The 20,346-nt window shown below is 72.0% G+C and carries 20 protein-coding genes; 5 read left to right on the top strand and 15 right to left on the bottom strand.

What is annotated here, in order from left to right:
- The first annotated feature begins 1 nt into the window (after position 1).
- Positions 2 to 1,771: an arginine--tRNA ligase gene (argS, locus tag ACFYUZ_RS33800; protein ID WP_389315743.1), complete on the top strand. Its 1,770-nt coding sequence runs from the start codon at positions 2 to 4 to the stop codon at positions 1,769 to 1,771.
- Positions 1,772 to 1,834: 63 nt separating this feature from the next.
- On the opposite strand, the gene ACFYUZ_RS33805 is transcribed toward argS, so the two are convergent.
- Positions 1,835 to 2,104, bottom strand: coding sequence for a DUF1876 domain-containing protein (locus tag ACFYUZ_RS33805; RefSeq protein ID WP_030691685.1), 270 nt, complete (start codon positions 2,102 to 2,104; stop codon positions 1,835 to 1,837).
- Between the two features lie 114 nt (positions 2,105 to 2,218).
- Here ACFYUZ_RS33805 and ACFYUZ_RS33810 point away from each other — a divergent pair, with 114 nt between their 5' ends.
- A complete protein-coding gene (locus ACFYUZ_RS33810) occupies positions 2,219 to 3,007 on the top strand; it encodes a DUF4253 domain-containing protein (RefSeq protein WP_389315745.1) in 789 nt (262 codons plus the stop codon).
- Here the strand turns inward: ACFYUZ_RS33810 and hemB are convergent.
- From hemB to ACFYUZ_RS33840, 6 genes are all read right to left on the bottom strand, one after another.
- On the bottom strand, positions 3,004 to 4,008 hold the full coding sequence (gene hemB / locus ACFYUZ_RS33815) for a porphobilinogen synthase (RefSeq protein ID WP_389315747.1): 1,005 nt from the start codon (positions 4,006 to 4,008) through the stop codon (positions 3,004 to 3,006). The two genes, ACFYUZ_RS33810 and hemB, sit on opposite strands and share 4 nt — an antisense overlap.
- A gap of 106 nt (positions 4,009 to 4,114) precedes the next feature.
- Entirely contained in the window at positions 4,115 to 5,785 is a 1,671-nt protein-coding gene (locus tag ACFYUZ_RS33820; RefSeq protein WP_356903115.1) for a uroporphyrinogen-III synthase, read from the bottom strand.
- Positions 5,782 to 6,768 (bottom strand): hydroxymethylbilane synthase, encoded by a 987-nt coding sequence (gene hemC / locus ACFYUZ_RS33825; RefSeq protein WP_389315749.1) that lies wholly within the window; start codon positions 6,766 to 6,768, stop codon positions 5,782 to 5,784. The genes ACFYUZ_RS33820 and hemC overlap by 4 nt, the downstream gene beginning before the upstream one ends.
- Positions 6,765 to 8,120, bottom strand: a complete 1,356-nt coding sequence (locus ACFYUZ_RS33830; RefSeq protein ID WP_389315751.1) for a glutamyl-tRNA reductase — start codon at positions 8,118 to 8,120, stop codon at positions 6,765 to 6,767. The genes hemC and ACFYUZ_RS33830 overlap by 4 nt, the downstream gene beginning before the upstream one ends.
- Positions 8,117 to 8,923, bottom strand: coding sequence for a redox-sensing transcriptional repressor Rex (locus ACFYUZ_RS33835; protein ID WP_389315752.1), 807 nt, complete (start codon positions 8,921 to 8,923; stop codon positions 8,117 to 8,119). The genes ACFYUZ_RS33830 and ACFYUZ_RS33835 overlap by 4 nt, the downstream gene beginning before the upstream one ends.
- Positions 8,924 to 9,195: 272 nt before the next feature.
- A complete protein-coding gene (locus tag ACFYUZ_RS33840) occupies positions 9,196 to 9,492 on the bottom strand; it encodes a glutaredoxin family protein (protein WP_389315754.1) in 297 nt (98 codons plus the stop codon).
- 106 nt (positions 9,493 to 9,598) lie between these two features.
- Between ACFYUZ_RS33840 and ACFYUZ_RS33845 the strand changes: the two genes are divergently transcribed.
- From ACFYUZ_RS33845 to ACFYUZ_RS33855, 3 genes are all read left to right on the top strand, one after another.
- A complete protein-coding gene (locus ACFYUZ_RS33845) occupies positions 9,599 to 10,546 on the top strand; it encodes an HAD family hydrolase (RefSeq protein ID WP_389315756.1) in 948 nt (315 codons plus the stop codon).
- Positions 10,547 to 10,986: 440 nt separating this feature from the next.
- On the top strand, positions 10,987 to 11,772 hold the full coding sequence (locus ACFYUZ_RS33850) for an ECF subfamily RNA polymerase sigma factor, BldN family (RefSeq protein WP_030694341.1): 786 nt from the start codon (positions 10,987 to 10,989) through the stop codon (positions 11,770 to 11,772).
- 298 nt (positions 11,773 to 12,070) lie between these two features.
- A complete protein-coding gene (locus tag ACFYUZ_RS33855; RefSeq protein ID WP_389315758.1) occupies positions 12,071 to 13,318 on the top strand; it encodes a DUF5667 domain-containing protein in 1,248 nt (415 codons plus the stop codon).
- Positions 13,319 to 13,373: 55 nt separating this feature from the next.
- On the opposite strand, the gene ACFYUZ_RS33860 is transcribed toward ACFYUZ_RS33855, so the two are convergent.
- The 8 genes from ACFYUZ_RS33860 to ACFYUZ_RS33895 form a co-directional block, all read right to left on the bottom strand.
- Positions 13,374 to 14,468, bottom strand: coding sequence for a lysophospholipid acyltransferase family protein (locus ACFYUZ_RS33860; RefSeq protein ID WP_389315760.1), 1,095 nt, complete (start codon positions 14,466 to 14,468; stop codon positions 13,374 to 13,376).
- A 15-nt stretch (positions 14,469 to 14,483) separates the two neighbouring features.
- Positions 14,484 to 15,557 (bottom strand): NAD-dependent epimerase/dehydratase family protein, encoded by a 1,074-nt coding sequence (locus ACFYUZ_RS33865; RefSeq protein WP_389315761.1) that lies wholly within the window; start codon positions 15,555 to 15,557, stop codon positions 14,484 to 14,486.
- Positions 15,558 to 15,695: 138 nt separating this feature from the next.
- Complete coding sequence (locus ACFYUZ_RS33870; RefSeq protein ID WP_003948845.1) at positions 15,696 to 15,794, bottom strand: 30S ribosomal protein bS22; 99 nt, start codon at positions 15,792 to 15,794, stop codon at positions 15,696 to 15,698.
- Between the two features lie 163 nt (positions 15,795 to 15,957).
- Positions 15,958 to 16,167 (bottom strand): helix-turn-helix domain-containing protein, encoded by a 210-nt coding sequence (locus ACFYUZ_RS33875; protein ID WP_030223786.1) that lies wholly within the window; start codon positions 16,165 to 16,167, stop codon positions 15,958 to 15,960.
- 127 nt (positions 16,168 to 16,294) lie between these two features.
- A complete protein-coding gene (locus tag ACFYUZ_RS33880; RefSeq protein WP_389315784.1) occupies positions 16,295 to 17,110 on the bottom strand; it encodes a phosphatase in 816 nt (271 codons plus the stop codon).
- Between the two features lie 94 nt (positions 17,111 to 17,204).
- Positions 17,205 to 18,380 carry an acetoin utilization protein AcuC gene (locus ACFYUZ_RS33885; RefSeq protein ID WP_389315764.1) on the bottom strand — a complete coding sequence of 392 codons (1,176 nt, stop codon included), beginning with the start codon at positions 18,378 to 18,380 and terminating at the stop codon, positions 17,205 to 17,207.
- Positions 18,349 to 19,548: an MFS transporter gene (locus ACFYUZ_RS33890; RefSeq protein ID WP_389315766.1), complete on the bottom strand. Its 1,200-nt coding sequence runs from the start codon at positions 19,546 to 19,548 to the stop codon at positions 18,349 to 18,351. Before ACFYUZ_RS33890 ends, ACFYUZ_RS33885 begins: the two co-directional genes overlap by 32 nt.
- 43 nt (positions 19,549 to 19,591) lie before the next feature.
- Entirely contained in the window at positions 19,592 to 20,239 is a 648-nt protein-coding gene (locus ACFYUZ_RS33895) for an HAD family hydrolase (RefSeq protein ID WP_389315768.1), read from the bottom strand.
- Positions 20,240 to 20,346: the final 107 nt, after the last annotated feature.

Genomic DNA, 20,346 nt, shown 5'->3' on the forward strand with positions numbered 1-20,346 from the left:
CATGGCCTCGGTCCCTTCCCTCGCTTCGACCGTGCAGCAGCGCCTCGCGGACGGCCTCTCGGCGGCCCTGCCGGACGCCGCGTCCGCCGACCCGCTGCTGCGACGAAGCGACCGGGCCGACTTCCAGGCCAACGGCATCCTGGCGCTGGCCAAGCAGCTGAAGGGCAACCCGCGCGAGCTGGCGACGAAGGTCGTCGAGGCGATCCCGGCCAACGACGTCCTGAAGGAGATCGAGGTCTCGGGCCCCGGCTTCCTGAACATCACGGTGACGGACGCGGCGATCGTCGACACCCTCGCGGCCCGCGCGGCGGACGCGCGTCTCGGCGTGCCGTTCAACGAGTCGGCGGGCACGACGGTCATCGACTACGCCCAGCCGAACGTGGCCAAGGAGATGCACGTCGGCCACCTGCGGTCCGCCGTGATCGGCGCGGCGATGGTCGAGATCCTGGAGTTCACCGGCGAGACGGTGGTCCGGCGTCACCACATCGGCGACTGGGGCACCCAGTTCGGCATGCTCATCCAGTACCTGATCGAGCACCCGCACGAGCTGGACCACTCGTCGGAGGCCGAGGTCTCCGGCGAGGAGGCCATGTCGAACCTGAACCGGCTGTACAAGGCCTCGCGCGCCCTGTTCGACTCGGACGAGGAGTTCAAGACGCGGGCCCGGGCGCGCGTGGTGGACCTGCAGGCCGGGGACGAGGAGACGCTCGCGCTCTGGCAGCGGTTCGTCGACGAGTCGAAGATCTACTTCTACTCGGTCTTCGACAAGCTGGACATGGACATCCGGGACGGCGACGTCGTCGGCGAGTCCGGGTACAACGACATGCTGGTGGAGACCTGCCGCATCCTGGAGGAGTCGGGCGTCGCGGTCCGCTCCGAGGGCGCGCTGTGCGTGTTCTTCGACGACGTGAAGGGCCCGGACGGCAACCCGACGCCGCTGATCGTGCAGAAGTCCGACGGCGGCTTCGGCTACGCTGCGACGGACCTGTCGGCGATCCGGGACCGGGTGCAGAACCTGAAGGCGACCTCCCTGCTGTACGTGGTGGACGCCCGTCAGTCGCTGCACTTCAAGATGGTCTTCGAGACGGCCCGCCGGGCCGGCTGGCTGAACGACGAGGTGAAGGCCGTCCAGCTGGCCTTCGGCACGGTCCTGGGCAAGGACGGCAAGCCGTTCAAGACGCGTGAGGGCGAGACGGTCCGGCTGGTGGATCTGCTGGACGAGGCGGTGGACCGGGCGACGGCGGTCGTCCGCGAGAAGGCCGAGAAGGTGGGCCTGACCGAGACGGAGATCGTCGAGAACGGGCAGTACGTCGGCATCGGGGCGGTGAAGTACGCCGACCTGTCGACGTCCGCGGCGCGTGACTACAAGTTCGACCTGGACCAGATGGTGTCGCTGAACGGCGACACGTCGGTGTACCTCCAGTACGCGTACGCCCGTATCAGGTCGATCTTCGGCAAGGCGGGCGACCGCACCCCTGTCGCCCACCCGGAGCTGGAGCTCGCTCCGGCGGAGCGCGCGCTCGGTCTGCACCTGGACCAGTTCGCCGAGACGGTGTCCGAAGCGGCCACGGAGTACGCGCCGCACAAGCTCACCGCGTACCTGTACCAGCTCGCCTCGCTGTACACGACGTTCTACGACCAGTGCCCGGTCATCAAGCCGGAGCCGGCGCGGGAGGTCGCGGAGAACCGCCTCTTCCTCTGTGACCTGACGGCCCGCACGCTCCACCAGGGCATGGCGCTGCTGGGCATCCGGACGCCCGAGCGCCTCTGACACGCCCGGTACGAAGCCCCCGGTACGGTGCGCCGTGCCGGGGGCTTCGTCGTCACCGTGTCGTCACCGGATGGCGTGGGAGGTCCGGCCGGAGACCTCGTCGATCTCCTTGTGGGCCTTCTGGAGGAGCTGGGAGGCGAGGTCCATGAGGGCGCGTGCGCCGGCGATCTCCTCGCCCACCCGCAGCTGGTCGGGGTCGGAAGGGTGACGGTTCGCGGTGCCGTGGGCCCGGAACTCGGTGCCGTCGCCGAGCCGGACCATGGCTGCGGCCCGTGTCCGGTCGCCTTCCTCCTGGAACTCCATCTCCACATGCCATCCGACAAGCGTGTGCATCATGAGGACCACCTCCACCGAGGACCTGTCGGCTACCCCTCCAGAGTGCGCCGCGCGCTGCCGCCCCACCACTCGCCCCGGGCCGTTGTCAGTGGGTCCCCCTACCTTCTGGTCATGGCGATGATCCCGAACCGGCTGCCCAGGCTCGTGTCCGATCCGACCGGCCGTTCCCTCGGCCTCGACCTGCCGCCCGGCGCCCTGACGGGCCCGGCGGACGACCCGTACCTGTGGTCGGGACACGGGGCGGCGGGGCCCACCGCATGGGGCGCCCTGCGCCCGGCGGCGCGTACGGCGGGGCTGCTGCCGGTCCTGCTGGGCGGTGAGTGGGGTCTGGACAGGTGGGAGCTGGAGCCGGAGCGGATGAGCGATCCGGCGGACCACGACGCGGACGAGGTGCTCGCCGCGTTCTGGGAGTACTACGCGGCGGACGGGATCGGGGCTTCGCCCGCCGTCGGCTGGCCGGGCCTGGCTCCGGCACAGCCGTTGACCGCGGATCCCGACCGGGCGGCGGCCGATGTCGCGGAGATGCTGACGGAGCCGGGCTTCTGGCTGGACGACGCCCGTCCGGCCCTGGTCCCGGCGCGGCGGAGCGCCGACGTACCGGCGGTCATCGGCTGGAGCGGGCCGTTGAACCACGAGAACGACGTGGCCCGCCTGTGCGCGGTGCTGCGCTCCTGGGAGGACCGTTTCGGCGCCCGGGTCGTCGCGCTCACCTTCGACCAGCTGGTGGTGTCGGTGGCGGCACCGCCCCGGACCGTGGAGGAGGCCGAGGCGGTGGCGGCGGAGCACTTCGCGTTCTGTCCGGACAACATCACGCAGGGGGACCGTGACACCTCCACCCTGCGGGGGTACGCCGAGAAGGCCCTCCTCGACGCCCCGGTGTGGTCCTTCTGGTGGGACTAGCCCCGGCCGGCGGACAGGTTCCGCGCGGCCTCGGTGGCCCAGTAGGTGAGGATCATCTGCGCGCCGGCGCGGCGGATGCCGGTGAGGGTCTCCATGATCGCCTTGTCGCGGTCGATCCAGCCCTTCTCGGCGGCGGCCTCGACCATCGCGTACTCGCCGCTGATCTGGTAGGCGGCGACGGGCACGTCGACCGATTCGGCGACCTTGGCGAGCACGTCCAGGTAGGGGCCGGCCGGCTTGACCATCACCATGTCGGCGCCCTCCTCCAGGTCGAGGGCGAGCTCGCGCATCGACTCGCGGAGGTTGGCGGGGTCCTGCTGGTAGGTCTTGCGGTCGCCCTTGAGGGAGGAGCCGACGGCCTCGCGGAAGGGCCCGTAGAAGGCGGACGAGTACTTGGCCGTATAGGCCAGGATCGCCACGTCCTCCTTGCCGATGGTGTCCAGGGCGTCGCGGACGACTCCGACCTGGCCGTCCATCATCCCGGAGGGGCCGACGACGTGGACGCCGGCGTCGGCCTGCACCTGGGCCATCTCGGCGTAACGTTCCAGCGTGGCGTCGTTGTCGACGCGGCCCTCGGCGTCCAGGACGCCGCAGTGGCCGTGGTCGGTGAACTCGTCCAGGCACAGGTCCGACATGATGACGAGGTCGTCGCCGACCTCGGCCTTCACGTCGCGGATGGCGACCTGGAGGATCCCGTCCGGGTCGGTGCCGGCGGTGCCGGCGCCGTCCTTCTTGGCGTCCTCGGGCACGCCGAAGAGCATGATCCCGGAGACCCCGGCCTCCAGCGCCTCCACGGCGGCCTTCCGCAGGGTGTCCCGGGTGTGCTGCACGACCCCGGGCATGGCCTGGATCGGCACGGGCTCGGTGATCCCCTCGCGCACGAACGCGGGCAGGATCAGGTCGGCGGGATGCAGCCGCGTCTCGGCCACCATCCGGCGCATGACGGGCGTCGTCCGCAGCCGCCGCGGCCGCGCCCCGGGAAAGGATCCGTACGAGTTCATAGACCCGAGGCTACGCCCGCCCAAACACTGCTTTTACCGACACGGTGTTGCAACGCGAAGGGTGCGGGCCCGGGGAGACCGGGCCCGCACCTCGCGGAACCACTGCCTACGTCGTCCGGCGCCGTCTGGCCCCCGGCCGCCGCTCGCTCGGCCGCGTCACCGGATCCCCCGCCTCCAGCGCGGACTCCCGCCGCCGCAGGCCGAAGTCCGCGAGCGCCTCGGCGAGCTTGTGGACGGACGGCTCGGGCGAGAGCACGTCGACCCGGAGCCCGTGCTCCTCGGCGGTCTTGGCCGTGGCGGGCCCGATGCAGGCGATCACGGTCACGTTGTGCGGCTTGCCGGCGATGCCGACGAGGTTCCGCACGGTCGAGGAGGACGTGAAGAGCACGGCGTCGAAGCCGCCGCCCTTGATCGCCTCCCGCGTGTCCGCCGGCGGCGGCGAGGCCCGGACGGTCCGGTAGGCGGTGACGTCGTCGACCTCCCACCCGAGCTCGATCAGGCCCGCGACCAGCGTCTCGGTCGCGATGTCGGCGCGCGGCAGGAAGACGCGGTCGATCGGGTCGAAGACCGGGTCGTACGGCGGCCAGTCCTCGAGGAGGCCCGCCGCGGACTGCTCGCCCGACGGCACGAGGTCCGGCTTCACGCCGAAGTCGACGAGCGCCGCCGCGGTCTGCTCGCCCACCGCCGCGACCTTGATGCCGGCGAAGGCGCGGGCGTCGAGCCCGTACTCCTCGAACTTCTCCCGTACGGCCTTGACGGCGTTGACGGAGGTGAAGGCGATCCACTCGTACCGGCCGGTGACGAGTCCCTTGACCGCCCGCTCCATCTGCTGCGGGGTGCGCGGCGGCTCGACGGCGATCGTCGGCACCTCGTGCGGCACGGCGCCGTACGAGCGCAGCTGGTCGGAGAGCGACGCGGCCTGCTCCTTGGTGCGCGGCACGAGGACCCGCCACCCGAAGAGCGGCTTCGACTCGAACCACGACAGCTGGTCCCGCTGCGCCGGGGCGCTGCGCTCGCCGACCACGGCTATGACGGGCCGGTGTCCCTCGGGCGAGGGGAGGACCTTGCCCTGCTTGAAGACCTGGGCGATGGTCCCGAGGGTCGCGTTCCAGGTCCGCTGGCGGGTGGTCGTGCCGGCGATGGTGACGGTGAGCGGGGTGTCCGGCTTACGGCCAGCCGCCACCAGTTCACCGGCCGCCGCGGCGACCGAGTCGAGGGAGGTGGACACGACGACGGTTCCGTCGGAGGCGCCGACCTCGGCCCAGCACCGCTCGTCGGCGGTCCGGGCGTCGACGAAGCGCACGTCGGTGCCCTGCCCGTCGCGCAGCGGCACACCGGCGTACGCGGGCACGCCGACGGCCGTGGCGACGCCGGGGACGACCTCGAAGGGGATGCCCTCGGCGGCGCAGGCGAGCATCTCGGCGCCCGCGTTCCCGTCGAGGCCGGGGTCGCCGGTCACCGCACGGACGACCCGCCTGCCGCCCCGCGCGGCCTCCATGACAAGATTGGCGGCATCCCTCAACACGGGGACACCGGCGGTTGTTGACGCCTCGTCAACGACCGTCAGCTCAGGCGTGCTCACCCCCGCGCGCGCATGGCCGCGAACGACCTCGAGCACCTCCGGCTCGGCGATCAGGACATCCGCTCCGGCGAGAGCCTCCACGGCCCTGAGGGTCAGGAGTCCGGGGTCACCGGGGCCTGCGCCGAGGAATGTGACGTGCCCGTGGCCCGCGAAGGCCGGGGACAGCGGGCTGGTGGTCGGGCTGGTGGGGTTCAAAGTGCTCGCTCCCCCATAAGACCGGCCGCACCCTTGGCGAGCATCTCGTCCGCGAGTTCGCGTCCGAGCGCCAGGGCCTCGTCGTGCGAGGTGGGTACGGGTCCGGTGGTGGACAGCTGCACCAGCGTCGAGCCGTCGGTGGTGCCGACGACGCCGCGCAGGCGCATTTCGGTGACAACCTGCCCGTGACCGGGGTCGTCGGCCAGCAGGTCGGCCAGCGCACCCACGGGTGCGGAGCAGCCGGCCTCCAGGGCGGCGAGCAGGGATCGCTCGGCGGTCACGGCGGCCCGCGTGTGCGGGTCGTCGAGCGGCGCGAGCGCGGCGACGAGTTCGGTGTTCGACGCCAGGCATTCGACGGCCAGGGCCCCCTGGCCGGGGGCGGGCAGGACGGTGTCGACGGCCAGCGGCTCGGCGGTCAGGCCGTCGAGGAGCTCGTCGGTCCCGCCGATGCGGTTGAGTCCGGCCGCGGCCAGGACGACCGCGTCCAGCTCGCCCTTGCGGACGTAGCCGACGCGGGTGTCGACGTTGCCGCGGATGGGGACGCAGGTGATGTCCAGCCCGTGGCCCCGCGCGTGGGCGTGGAGCTGTGCCATCCGCCGCGGGGAGCCGGTGCCGATCCGGGCGCCCGCGGGCAGCCGGTCCAGCGTCAGGCCCTCGCGGGCGATCAGCACGTCGCGCGGGTCCTCGCGGCGCGGGATCGCGGCCAGCACCAGGTCGGGGTGCTGGGCGGTCGGCAGGTCCTTCAGGGAGTGCACGGCGAAGTCCACCTCCCCGGCGAGCAGCGCGTCGCGCAGGGCGGCGACGAAGACGCCGGTGCCGCCGATCTGCGCGAGGTGCTCCCGGGAGGTGTCCCCGTACGTCGTGATCTCCACGAGCTCGACGGGCCGGCCGGTCAGCTGCCGGACGGCGTCGGCCACGTGCCCGGACTGGGCCATGGCGAGCTTGCTGCGCCTGGTCCCGAGCCTCAGTGCCCTCTCGGTCATACTCGCCCTCGGTTCTTGACGTCGGCGTCATTCAGGTCGGCCCGGCTGACGGAAGCCACCGTCTCCGGGTCGAGGTCGAAGAGTGTCCGCAGCGCGTCCGCGTACCCGGCGCCGCCGGGCTCGCTGGCCAGCTGCTTGACCCGCACGGTCGGCGCGTGCAGGAGCTTGTCGACGACGCGGCGCACGGTCTGGGTGATCTCGGCGCGCTGCTTGTCGTCGAGGCCGGGGAGGCGGCCTTCAAGGCGGGCGACCTCGCTGGCCACCACGTCGGCGGCCATGGTGCGCAGGGCGACCACGGTCGGGGTGATGTGGGCGGCGCGCTGGGCGGCGCCGAAGGCGGCGACCTCGTCGGAGACGATGCCGCGCACCTGGTCGACGTCGGCGGCCATGGGCGCGTCGGCGGAGGCCTCGGCGAGCGACTCGATGTCGACGAGCCGGACGCCGGGGGCGCGGTGGGCGGCGGCGTCGATGTCGCGGGGCATGGCGAGGTCGAGCAGGAAGAGCGGAGCCGTGCGGCCCCGCGCCGCGTCCTCGACGGCCTCGCCGGTGAGGACGAGTCCGGTGGCGCCGGTACAGGAGACGACGATGTCGGCACGTGTCAGTTCGTCGCCGACGGCAACCATCTCGACCGCGTGTGCGGCGACCCCCGTACCTCCGGGCTCGGTCAGGATCTGGGCGAGGCGCTCGGCGCGGGCCAGGGTGCGGTTGGCGATGACGATCTCGGAGACGCCGGAGCGCGCGAGCGTCGCGGCGGCGAGCGAGGACATCGAGCCGGCGCCGATGACGAGGGCCTTCTTGCCCTTGGCCCAGGCCTCGACGTCCGTGTCCTGGGCGAGCTGCTCCAGGCCGAAGGTGACGAGCGACTGTCCGGCCCGGTCGATGCCGGTCTCGCTGTGGGCGCGCTTGCCGACCCTCAGGGCCTGCTGGAACAGGTCGTTGAGGAGCCGGCCGGCGGTGTGGAGGTCCTGGCCGAGGGCGAGGGCGTCCTTGATCTGGCCGAGGATCTGGCCCTCGCCGACGACCATGGAGTCGAGTCCGCAGGCCACCGAGAAGAGGTGGTGGACGGCCCGGTCCTCGTAGTGCACGTAGAGATAAGGAGTGAGCTCGTCCAGGCCGACGCCGCTGTGCTGCGCGAGGAGCGTGGACAGCTCGGCGACGCCGGCGTGGAACTTGTCCACGTCGGCGTAGAGCTCGATGCGGTTGCAGGTGGCCAGGACGGCGCCCTCGGTGGCCGGTTCGGCGGCGAGGGTGTCCTGGAGCAGCTTGGCCCGGGTGTCCGCCGACAGCGAGGCCCGCTCCAGGATGGAGACCGGGGCGCTGCGGTGGCTCAGTCCGACGACGAGGAGGCTCATGCCGGCATCACCGCGGGGACGTCCCCGTCGGGTCCCTTGCGGCCGCTGTCGCCCGTGGCGCCGCGGGGGGCCGGCGGCGCGACGACCGCTGCGGCCTCGGGTTCGGCGCCCGTGTCGGGGCCCTCCTCGGCGCTGGTCTCCTCGCCGGCCTTGCGCTGCTCGTGGAAGGCGAGGATCTGCAGCTCGATGGAGAGGTCGACCTTGCGCACGTCCACGCCGTCGGGCACGGAGAGGACGGTCGGGGCGAAGTTCAGGATGGAGGTGACTCCGGCGGCCACGAGCCGGTCGCAGACCTGCTGGGCGACGCCGGCCGGGGTCGCGATGACGCCGATGGAGACGCCGTCCTCGCTGATGATCTTCTCGAGGTCGTCGCTGTGCTGGACGGGGATCCCGGCGACCGGCTTGCCGGTCATGGCGGGGTCGGCGTCGATGAGCGCGGCGACGCGGAAGCCGCGGGAGGCGAAGCCGCCGTAGCCGGCGAGGGCGGCGCCGAGGTTGCCGATGCCGACGATCACGACGGGCCAGTCCTGGGTCAGGCCGAGCTCGCGGGAGATCTGGTAGACGAGGTACTCGACGTCGTAGCCGACACCGCGGGTGCCGTACGAGCCGAGGTAGCTGAAGTCCTTGCGCAGCTTCGCGGAGTTGACCCCCGCCGCCGCCGCGAGCTCCTCGGAGGAGACCGTGGGTACGGAGCGCTCCGAGAGCGCGGTCAGGGCGCGCAGATACAGCGGAAGCCGGGCGACGGTGGCCTCGGGAATTCCTCGGCTACGGGTCGCCGGTCGGTGAGTTCGGCCAGTTGCCACGGTGCTCCTGCGGGATGAGCGGGGCTGCAGGCGGCCATATGTCCCAAGACCGCCCCGTCGAATGCAGGCTATGTCTTTGTGAACGCGTGCACAAAGATGGTGTCCGTTTTGTCCGCCCAAAGTGACCGGGGTCACGCGGCCGGTTCGTATCGTCGTGGAACCGCGGAGCGCGTCAGAGCGTTGAGAACCCGAAGGGGGCAAAGCCGCACACTCTCCTCACGATGCCGCCCCCGAAACCCAACAAAACGTCCATGATGGTAACCGGCCTCCGGTCACGCACCCAGTTCGCGCCGGAGCCGTCCGGCGTCCACGCGCCAGAAGGTGTGCTGCTCGCCGTCGACCAGGACGACGGGGATCTGCTCCCAGTACGCCCGGTGGAGCTCCTCGTCCCGGGTGATGTCCTTCTCCTCCCAGGAGGCCCCGGTCTCCGCGCAGACGGCCTCGATCACCGCGCGGGCGTCGTCGCAGAGATGACATCCCGGCTTGCCGATCAGGGTCACCACGCGCGAGGCGGCGGCCTTCCCCGATCCGGCGTCCTTCTTCTTCGCACGTCCGAACATGACGTCCATTCTGCGGGGCCCCCGGCCCCCCGGTAACACGGTCGGCGCCGACTGTTCACACCCCGGCATCCTCACAAGTCGGGAAGTACCGAACAGACTGGCTATGCTCAACGACATGGCCGCACTGGGATGGCTCACCCCCCGTAGGCGCTCCGCCACCGCGCGCAGCGTCCTGGCAGGCGAGGCCGCCGCCGAGGCGGCGCGCAAGTCCTCGCTCCAGCTGGAACAGGAGCGCGAGGAGGCCGCCGCCACCGAACCCGCGGCCGCCGAGCCCGAGTTCCCGGTCGTCGGCGACGTGCGCGCGGCGGCCTTCTTCGACCTCGACAACACCGTGATGCAGGGCGCCGCGCTCTTCCACTTCGGCCGCGGCCTGTACAAGCGGAAGTTCTTCCAGCGCCGCGAACTCGCGCGCTTCGCCTGGCAGCAGGCCTGGTTCAGGCTCGCCGGCGTCGAGGACCCCGAGCACATGCAGGACGCCCGCGACAGCGCCCTGTCCATCGTCAAGGGCCACCGCGTCTCCGAGCTGATGTCGATCGGCGAGGAGATCTACGACGAGTACATGGCCGACCGCATCTGGCCCGGCACCCGCTCCCTCGCCCAGGCGCACCTGGACGCGGGCCAGAAGGTCTGGCTGGTGACGGCCGCCCCGGTCGAGACGGCCACGATCATCGCCCGCCGGCTCGGCCTGACCGGCGCGCTGGGCACGGTCGCCGAGTCGATCGACGGCGTCTACACGGGCAAGCTGGTCGGCGAGCCCCTGCACGGACCGGCCAAGGCCGAGGCGGTACGGGCCCTCGCCGCCGCCGAGGGCCTCGACCTGGGCCGCTGCGCCGCGTACAGCGACTCGCACAACGACATCCCGATGCTGTCGCTGGTGGGGCACCCGTACGCGATCAACCCGGACGCCAAGCTGCGCAAGCACGCGAAGGACCGGGACTGGCGGCTGCGCGACTACCGGACCGGCCGGAAGGCCGCGAAGGTCGGCATCCCCGCCGCCGCGGGCCTGGGCGCGCTGGCCGGCGGCACCGCCGCCGCGGTCGCCCTGCACCGCCGCCGCCACTGACGCTGCTCCCCTCGGGGGCGCGCCCCGGCACGCCCGGCCGCTCTGCCGATACGTTTCGGCTGCGATCATCTGCGACAACCCCGGACCAGGGGCGCTCACCCGTCCGTGGTCGAACAGCACCGCACAGGTCGACTCCCGGGCATTCCGGCCTCCTTACCCCGCAGCGGCCCCGTTCACTCACGCACCCCGGACTTGAGCACAACGCATCGCCGGCGCAGTCACACTCGGAAGCAAACCGATCAACAAACGGTCACGAACTGCGACTTGATGCGACTACAAGCAGTAACAGATACGACGGAACCGGTGATTTGAGCAACTGGGTGTAGCGCTGCCTGTACGAAGCGTTATTCTCCTCAGACGCACAAAGGACCCCTCGCGTCGCCACGACGGGTGAACGGTCCCGCACTGCACGTGATGGAAGCTCTGCCTCTGGGAGTCCCGTGTACCCACACGTCGGGGTTGACACCTCGGGCCTGGCTACGCTGCGCGCAACGGTCCTCGACCACTTGCGCGGCTTCGTCCCCACCGCGTACGCCGGCCCTGTCCCCGCCTTCGCCTTCGCCGCACCGGCACCCGCCGGACCTTGCTACGCCCTGGCCGACGGCGGCGCCGCCGTGGGCAGACGGGGCGCCCGCTCCGGAACCTCGACCCCTGCCCGCCGACCCACCGCGGACAGCGACAGCGCCCGCATGATGGACCTGGTCGAGCGCGCCCAGGCCGGCGAGGCCGAGGCCTTCGGCCGCCTGTACGACCAGTACAGCGACACGGTCTACCGCTACATCTACTACCGCGTCGGCGGGAAGGCGACGGCGGAGGACCTCACCAGCGAGACCTTCCTGCGCGCCCTGCGCCGGATCTCCACCTTCACCTGGCAGGGCCGCGACTTCGGCGCCTGGCTCGTCACCATCGCCCGGAACCTGGTCGCCGACCACTTCAAGTCCAGCCGCTTCCGCCTGGAAGTCACCACCGGCGAGATGCTCGACGCCAACGAGGTCGAGCGCAGCCCCGAGGACTCAGTCCTGGAGTCCCTGTCGAACGCCGCCCTGCTCGACGCGGTCCGCCGCCTCAACCCCCAGCAGCAGGAGTGCGTGACGCTCCGCTTCCTGCAGGGCCTCTCGGTCGCCGAGACCGCCCGGGTCATGGGCAAGAACGAGGGCGCGATCAAGACCCTCCAGTACCGGGCCGTCCGCACCCTGGCCCGCCTCCTTCCGGACGACGCCCGCTGACCGCTCCGCGCCCCCCACACGCACCCCCCTGTCCCGGCCCGCGCCCCCACGCCCGGCCTTCCCCCCACATCCCCACGACCCCCGCCCAACTCACAGTCGGTGACGACTCGATGACGCACTGGTCCGATCATCTTTCGCGCGTAACCCAAGTGCCGCGCCGCTCGTTGTGCGGGATGCAGACTCCCTGTGGTCACGCCTTGTCCACAGCCACTCACTCTTTCGTGTGGATGTGCTCAAGGTGTGCAACCTTCCGGACACCCCGGAGAGTCGACCGTCATGACGAGAGGAGGTGCCGCCAGTGATCGCGAACGTATCGGCGCACCGGCGGGCGAACGCCTTCGCCCAGGCCCTGGAGGACCGGGCGTCCGAGGACGCGGCGGCCGAGCAGCCCGAGGCCCCGGCGGAGCCGGCCGAACCCGCCGAACAGGGGCGGCTGTTGGCCCTGGCGAACGGCCTCGGCGAGCTGCCCAGACCACAGCTCGACCCCGAGGTCAAGGTGGTGCAGCGAGCCCAGCTGGTCGCCGCCATGGAAGCGATGCTCCTGGAGGGGAGCGCCGCCGCGGGCCCTACGGTGCCGGAGCAGCGGACGTCCACCGGCAAGGGATCCCACCGGGCGTCCCCCCTGAGGAAACTGCGCCCCCGCTCCCGCTGGACCAAGGGCCTCGCCGCCGGCGGCCTCACGGTCGGCGTGGCGGCCGGCGCCTTCGGCGGCGTCGCCGCCGCCAGCTCCGACGCCCTCCCCGGTGACTCGCTCTACGGACTCAAGCGGGGCATGGAGGACATCAAGCTGGGCATGGCGGACGACGACGCCGACCGCGGCGGCATCTACCTCGACCAGGCCTCCACCCGGCTCAGCGAGGCCCGCCGGCTCATGGAGCGCGGCCGCCTCGGGGAGCTCGACCACGAGTCCCTCGCCGAGATCCGCCGCGTCCTGGGCGGCATGAAGCACGACGCCTCCGAGGGCCGCCGGCTGCTCCGCGAGGCGTACGAGCGGGACGGCGAGATCGGCCCGATGGCCCGCCTCAACTCCTTCGCCCAGGCCCACCGGGACACCTGGAACGGCCTCCGCGACCGGCTGCCCGTCCAGCTGGCCGACGTCGGCAGCGAGGTGACGGACGTCTTCGACGCCATAGACGAAGACGTCGAGCCGCTCCAGTCGGTGCTGCCCCGCACCCCCGAGAAGGGCGCGATCGGCTCCGAGGGACCGCGCAGCAGCCCCTCCGCCCCGAGGGGCACCCAGGGCACGGACACCCACCGGCCGTCGACCGGCCAGGAGACGTCCCCCCCGGGCAGCCACTCCTCCTCGCCCCGCCCGTCCGGGTCCAGCGCGGGAGCCACCCCGAGCACGGGCAGCGGCACCGGCTCGACCGAGGACGACGGCCTCCTCGGCGGCAGCGCCGGCGGACTGCTCAAGCCCTCCCCGACGGGCACGCCGACGGCACCCACGGCGGACCAGGTGGCCCCGGACGTGCCGGACGTGACCCTTCCGCCACTCCTGCCGGGCCTCCTTCCGGGCCTCGGCATCGACAGCGAGGACGCTCGCTAGCAGGAAGAAGGGGCGCCCCCCGGGAACGGGGGCGCCCCTTCTTCGCTGCGCCGGTTCAGAAGAAGACCGACCGCCGCTGCACCAGCAGCTTGTAGAGCGTGTGCTGGATCTGCTCCCGCACCTGGTCCGTCAGGTTGAACATCAGCATCGGGTCCTCCGCCGCCTCCGGCGCGTACGAGTCCGTCTCGATCGGCTCGCCGAACTGGATCGTCCACTTCGTCGGCAGCGGCAGCGCCCCGACCGGCCCCAGCCACGGGAAGGTCGGAGTGAGCGGGAAGTACGGGAAACCGAGCACCCGCGCCAGGGTCTTGGCGTTCCCGAGCATCGGGTATATCTCCTCCGCCCCCACGATCGAGCAGGGCACGATCGGCACCCCGGCCCGCAGCGCCGTCGAGACGAAACCGCCCCGCCCGAACCGCTGGAGCTTGTACCGCTCCCCGAAGGGCTTCCCGATCCCCTTGAAGCCCTCCGGCATCACCCCGACGATCTCGCCGGCGCGCAGCAGCCGCTCCGCGTCCTCCGCACAGGCCAGCGTGTGCCCCGCCTTGCGGGCCAGCTCGTTGACGACGGGCAGGACGAAGACCAGGTCCGCGGCGAGCAGCCGCAGGTGCCGCCCGGCCGGATGGTGGTCGTGGACGGCGACCTGCATCATCAGGCCGTCCAGCGGCAGCGTCCCGGAGTGGTTGGCGACGATCAGCGCCCCGCCCTTGGCCGGGATGTTCTCGACGCCCTTCACCTCCACCCGGAAGTACTTCTCGTACAGCGGGCGCAGCAGCGACATCAGGACCTGGTCGGTGAGCTCCTCGTCGTAGCCGAACTCGTCGACCTCGTACTCGCCGGTGACCCGCCGCCGCAGGAACGCGAGCCCGCTCGCGAGCCGCCGCTCCCAGCCGCTCCCGCCGGCCGCGCCCCGTCCCGGCTCCGGGCCCACGGCGGCCTCCGGCCCGGAGACACCGGGCGCCTCGGGGGCCCTGGAAGCCTCAGGGGCCCCGGAGGCCCTCCCGGACCCTCCCGGCTCCCCGGACTCCTCCGGGGCCTGCTGCGGTCCGGGCAGGGCCCGTACGGCCGCCGCCTCGCCCTCGGCCCTGGCGGGCCTCCTGCGGGCCCGTGAGCGGTCGTCGTCGAACGGAATGACCTTGGCGTCCGCCATCGCAGTCGGGTCTCCTCAGGCGCCGTGGTGAAGGGGGGAGGCTTCGGTGGGGTGAGCGGCCGGCGGAGCCAGCCGCGCGGCGAGCCGGTCGACCGCCCCGGCGAGCAGCTCGGGCGGCAGCAGCCCCGGCCCCCGGCCCCGCGCGAAGTCGTCGAGCGTCTCCGCCGTCGAGTAGCGCGGCGAGAAGCCGAGGACCTCGCGCGTCTGGGCCATCGAGACGACCCGGCCGTGCGTGAGCAGCCGGATCTGCTCGGGCGCGAAGTCGGTGATCCCGACCGTGCGCAGCGCGGTGCCCACCCAGGTGACCGCGGGCAGCAGCACCGGAACCGTCGGGCGCCCGAGCCGCCGCGCGCACTGGGAGAGCAGCAGCACCCCGTCCCCGGCCACGTTGAACGTGCCGCTGTTCTGGGTCGCCCTGCGCGGCTCGTGCGCCCCCAGGCGCAGGACGTCGATCACGTCGTCCTCGTGGACGAACTGCAGCCGCGGGTCGTAGCCGAGGACGGTGGGCAGCACCGGCAGCGCCAGGTACTCGGCGAGCGGGGAGTCGATCCGGGGCCCGAGGATGTTCGCGAAGCGGAGCACGCACACGGCCACGTCCGGCCGGCGCCGGGCGAAGCCCCGGACGTACCCCTCGACCTCGACGGCGTCCTTCGCGAAGCCGCCGCTCGGCAGGGACTTCGCGGGCGTCGTCTCGGTGAAGACGGCCGGGTCCCGGGGCGCGGAGCCGTAGACGCTCGTACTGGACTTGATCACCAGCCGCCGGATCCGGGGCGACTTCTGGCAGGCGCCGAGGAGCTGCATGGTGCCGATGACGTTGGTCTCCTTGACCGACGTCCGGCCGCCGCCGCCGAGCGCCGTGCCGGTGACGTCGAGGTGGACCACCGTGTCGACGTCGTGCTCGGCGAGGACCTTGGCGATCTCGGGCCGGCGGATGTCCGCCCGTACGAACTCGGCGGCGCCGAGCTGGTGCGCGGGGTCGACCGCGTCCACGGCGATCACCCGCTCCACTTCCGGGTCCCGCTGGATCCGCCGCACGAAGCGGCCACCCAGATGCCGGGCTGCACCGGTGACGAGCACGACCTTGCCCACAGCAGCGCCTTCCGTCCGTCACTCCCGTTGGTCGACACCGTAGCGCCTCGACATTTCCCCGGGACAAAAGCGTGGCCCTCCACCGCGAACGGTGAAGGGCCACGCCTGACGCGCAAACGCTGCGAAGCAGCTGTCGCCTTACTTCTTGTTGCGACGCTGAACGCGCGTGCGCTTGAGCAGCTTGCGGTGCTTCTTCTTCGCCATCCGCTTGCGCCGCTTCTTGATAACAGAGCCCACGACTACCCTCGCTCACTTCTCGGAACATCCCCGCCTCCCGGCGGGGATCGGTGCGGGGCGTCTGGGCCCACACGACCTACGTCGGCCTAGCCTACCGTCCCGAGCACCGCGCAAGTAATCCGAGGGCCGGACTCCGCTCACCGGCTGTTCGGCCGCGCGCTCGCTACGCGGTCCCCACCCCCACGAAGGACTCCCGCAGGTACTCGTGAACGGCCTGTTCCGGCACCCGGAAGGACCTGCCCACCCGGATCGCCGGCAGATGACCGCTGTGCACCAAGCGGTACACGGTCATCTTCGACACGCGCATCACCGAGGCGACTTCCGCCACGGTCAGAAACTTGACCTCGTTGAGAGGTCGATCGCCAGCAGCCATGACCCACCTGTACCTTCCGCCGCGACGCCCACCGGCTTCCCCTCCGGTGACTCTTCGTCGCCGAGCGCTCACTCTCCAGACTAGGGGCGGGTGGTACGAGTGGGGAAGAGGAGCTGCCATCGGCCGTTTACCGTGACAGACACGCTCGATTGAGTACATAGCGCGTCAGCGGGAGGTACGAGGCGGAGCACACGCCGTCATCAAGCGGAACGGCCACCGACACCTGCCCCTCGGCCTCCCCGACGAACAGCGCCGGATCATCCGTATCGGCGAGACCGATGGCCTCGATACCCAGCTGACCTGCCCCGCAGACCCATCCGTGGTCCCCCACCACGAGCTCCGGCAGCGGCCCGCCGCTCTCGGCCGCGCTCTCCAGGGCGGCCCTAACCGGCAGCGGCGAGTGGGAATGCGCCCCCGGCACGCGCCCGTCCACGGGCGGCCCGGGTTCCCGTACCAGCGCGACCCCGCGTACGTAGTCGAGGAGGTACGTGCGTACGCCGAACCGGGTCGTTATGTCGACACATCGCCCCTGCGCCGGTGTGAGGACAAGACATCCCGCCGCCGACAAAGCGTCTGCGAGGGCGACGTAGAAACCGAGCAGCCGGTGCGGATGACCCGTCCCGAGGAGCACCGGAACCCGCCGCGCGGCCGCCGCGCCCAGCCGCGCCGCGAAGGCGTCGAGCCCCCGCACCGTACGCTCCGGATCGATGACGTCCGGCCCCGCCCGGTGCAGCGGATCCCCCGACACCCCGCACTTGTCCGCCATCAGCCGCAGCAGACCGGCCTCGTCCCACCCCCAGTCGGGGTCGAGCCCGAGCAGCACCCGCGGATCGCGCGCGGCGAAGAGCCGATAGCTCCGCAGGTTCTCCTCCCGCGAGGTCGCCACCGTGCCGGCCAACCCCGACGCCAACAGATGCGCCCGCAGCGCCCCGGTACTCAACACCCGTCCGATGCTGCCCGAACGCCACCGCCCGGGGATCCGAACCTCCCGGACACCCCACAGTCGGCGTAACACCCAGGAGAACGTTCTAGACCGCCTAGGCCAGCAGCCCCCGCAGCGGGAAGGCCGCCCGCCGCGTCGCCAGCACCGCCTGGTCGAGCCGGTCCGCCGGGTCGTACCCCTCGGCCCAGTCCCGGAAGCCCACCGGCCACCGCCCGTCCGTCATCCGCAGCGGCCCCGGCTGCCGGGTCCGCGCGTACGCCTCGTCCCGCCAGGACGCCGGGATCACCGACTCCGGGTCCACCGGAGCGTGCGCGGCGATCCCCACCAGATGCGTCCACGACCGCGGTACGACGTCCACCACCGCGTACCCGCCGCCGCCCAGGGCCAGCCAGCGCCCCTCCGCGTATGCGTGCGCGAGCTCGTGGCAGGCCTCCTGCACCGCCCGCTGCGCGTCCAGCGAAACCGCCAGGTGCGCCAGCGGATCCTCGAAGTGCGTGTCCGCCCCGTGCTGCGTCACGAGCACCTGCGGCCGGAAGTCCGCGAGCAGCTCCGGCACGACCGCGTGGAAGGCCCGCAGCCACCCCGCGTCCCCCGTCCCGGCCGGCAGCGCCACGTTCACGGCCCCGCCCTCGCCGGCCCCCGCCGCGCCCGTCTCCTCCGGCCAGCCCGTCTGCGGGAACAGCGTCCGCGGATGCTCGTGCAGCGAGACCGTCAGGACCCGCGGATCGTCCCAGAACGCCGCCTGCACCCCGTCCCCGTGGTGCACGTCCACATCCACGTAGGCGACCCGCTCCGCGCCCAGTTCGAGCAGCCGCGCGATCGCCAGCGAGGCGTCGTTGTAGATGCAGAACCCGGACGCGCTCCCCGGCATCGCGTGGTGCAGACCGCCCGCGAAGTTCACCGCGTGCGCGGCCTCCCCGCGCCAGACCGCCTCCGCCGCCCCCACCGACTGCCCGGCGATCAGCGCCGACACCTCGTGCATCCCGGCGAACGCCGGATCGTCGACCGTGCCGAGCCCGTACGCCTGGTCGGCGTGGCGCGGATCCGCCGACGCCGACCGCACCGCCGCCACGTAGTCCTCGCGGTGCACCAGCCGCAGCGTCGAGTCCCCGGCCGGCTTCGCCGCCACCACGTCCACCGCCCGGTCGAGCCCGTAGGCCCGCACCAGCGACATCGTCAGCGCGAGCCGTACCGGATCCATCGGATGCTCGGACCCGAAGTCGTACTGCGTGACAGCTTCATCCCACATCAACAGTGCGCGGCCGCTCATGCCCGCCACCGTATCGGGCCTCTCGCGAACCGAACGACGTGGCATACACCACCGTCACCAGGACCAGCGCCATCGGCACCGCCATGGCCCCCCGATAGCTCCACGCGTCCCCCAGCGCCCCCACCAGGGGGGAGCCGACGAGGAAACCGACGTAGTTGAAGACGTTCAGCCGCGCGACCGCCGCGTCACTGGCCCCCGGGAACAACCGCCCCGCCGCCGCGAAGGTCTGCGGCACGATCACGCTCAGACCGAGCCCGAGCACCGTGAACGCGGCGATCCCCACCCAGGCCCCCGGAGCCAGCGCGACCAGCGCGAACCCGAGGCCCCCCAGCACCGCCCCCGCCCGGACCACCACGACGGCACCGAAGCGACGCACCCCGAAGTCCCCGACGGCCCGCCCGATCAGCGTCGTCACCATGTACGCGTTGTACGGCACGGTCGCCAGCTCCTCGGAGCCGCCGAGCACGTCCTGGAGGTACTTGGCACTCCAGTTGGAGACGGTCGAGTCCCCGATGTACGCGAAGGTCATCACGAGACAGAGCGGCAGCAGCACCTTGAAGACGACACCGCTCCCCTTGCCCTCCCCCACCTCGACCGGCACGGACCCCTCGCCGGCCACGTACCACCGGCTGCCGACGAACGCGACGGGCAGCAGCACGGCCACCACCGGCAGGTAGGACACGAACAACGACAGGTGCCAGTGCGCCCCCACCCAGGCCAGCGAGGCCCCCGCGATCCCGCCGAGGCTGTACGAGGCGTGGAAGCCGAGCATGATGCTCCGGCCGTACGCCCGCTGGAGGCTCACCCCCAGCATGTTCATGGACGCGTCGAGCGCGCCGACCGCGATCCCGAAGAACCCCAGCGCGACCGCCGCGTGCCAGAGCTCGGAGCCCAGCCCCACGGAGAGGAGGGCCAGCAGCACGAAGGGCTGCGCCCACCGGAGGACCACCGCGGGACCCACCCGGGCGACGACCTTCTCGGTCGCCACGCTCGCCACCCCGGCCAGGATCGGCACGGCGGCGAGGAAGGCCGGCAGCAGCCCGTCCGAGATCCCGTACCGGTCCTGGATCGCCGGTATCCGGGTCACGAGCAGGGCGAAGGTGACCCCCTGCACGAAGAAACTGACCGCCAGGGATCCCCGCCCACGCCGCAACCGCGCATCTGTCATGGCGGCACAGCGTACGGCCGGAACCTACCGCTGGGTAGATGGATCACGTCCCCAAAATCGCGGGGAGCTCGTCCATCCTCCCGAAGAAGCCCCTGGCCCCCGTGAGCTTCTCCTCGGGCGTCATCGCGGTGAACCCGTACACGTCCATCCCGGCGGCCAGAGCGGCCCGCACACCGGGCCCGCTGTCCTCGACGACCACGCACCGCTCGGGAGCGACGCCCATCCGTTCGGCGGCGTGCAGGAACAGGTCAGGCCAGGGCTTGCCCCGGCCGACGTCCTCGGCGCTGAACACGATGTCGTCCCGGAACCAGGCGTCGAGCCCGGTCTTCCGGTGTCCGACCCGGATCCGCTCATGGCTCCCGGAGGAGGCCACACAGTACGGAACGCCGGCGGCGACCAGCCCCTTGAGCACGTCGGCGGCGCCGACCACGGCCTCCAACTCGGCCTGGAAAGCGGCGAAGACCCGCGCGTGGAAGGTCTCGTCGAAGTCCGCCGGCAGCCGCTGCCCGCTCCGCTCCCCGACCAGCTCGTGGATGCGGTGCATGGCGGACCCCATGTAGTCCCGCACCGACTCCTCGTACGTCGTGGGGTGCCCGAGCTCCGTCAGATAGCCGGCCAGCAGGGTGTTGGAGATCGGCTCGCTGTCCACGAGCACACCGTCGTTGTCGAAGATGACCAGGTCGTATCGCATGGCCACAGCCTAGAACGCAAAAATGCCTCAACCCCCGGACGGAGTCCGGGGGTTGAGGCTAAAAATTGTTCGGCGGCGTCCTACTCTCCCACAGGGTCCCCCCTGCA

Origin of the sequence: Streptomyces sp. NPDC004266 (genome assembly GCF_042874095.1) — a bacterium.
Lineage (GTDB): Bacteria > Actinomycetota > Actinomycetes > Streptomycetales > Streptomycetaceae > Streptomyces.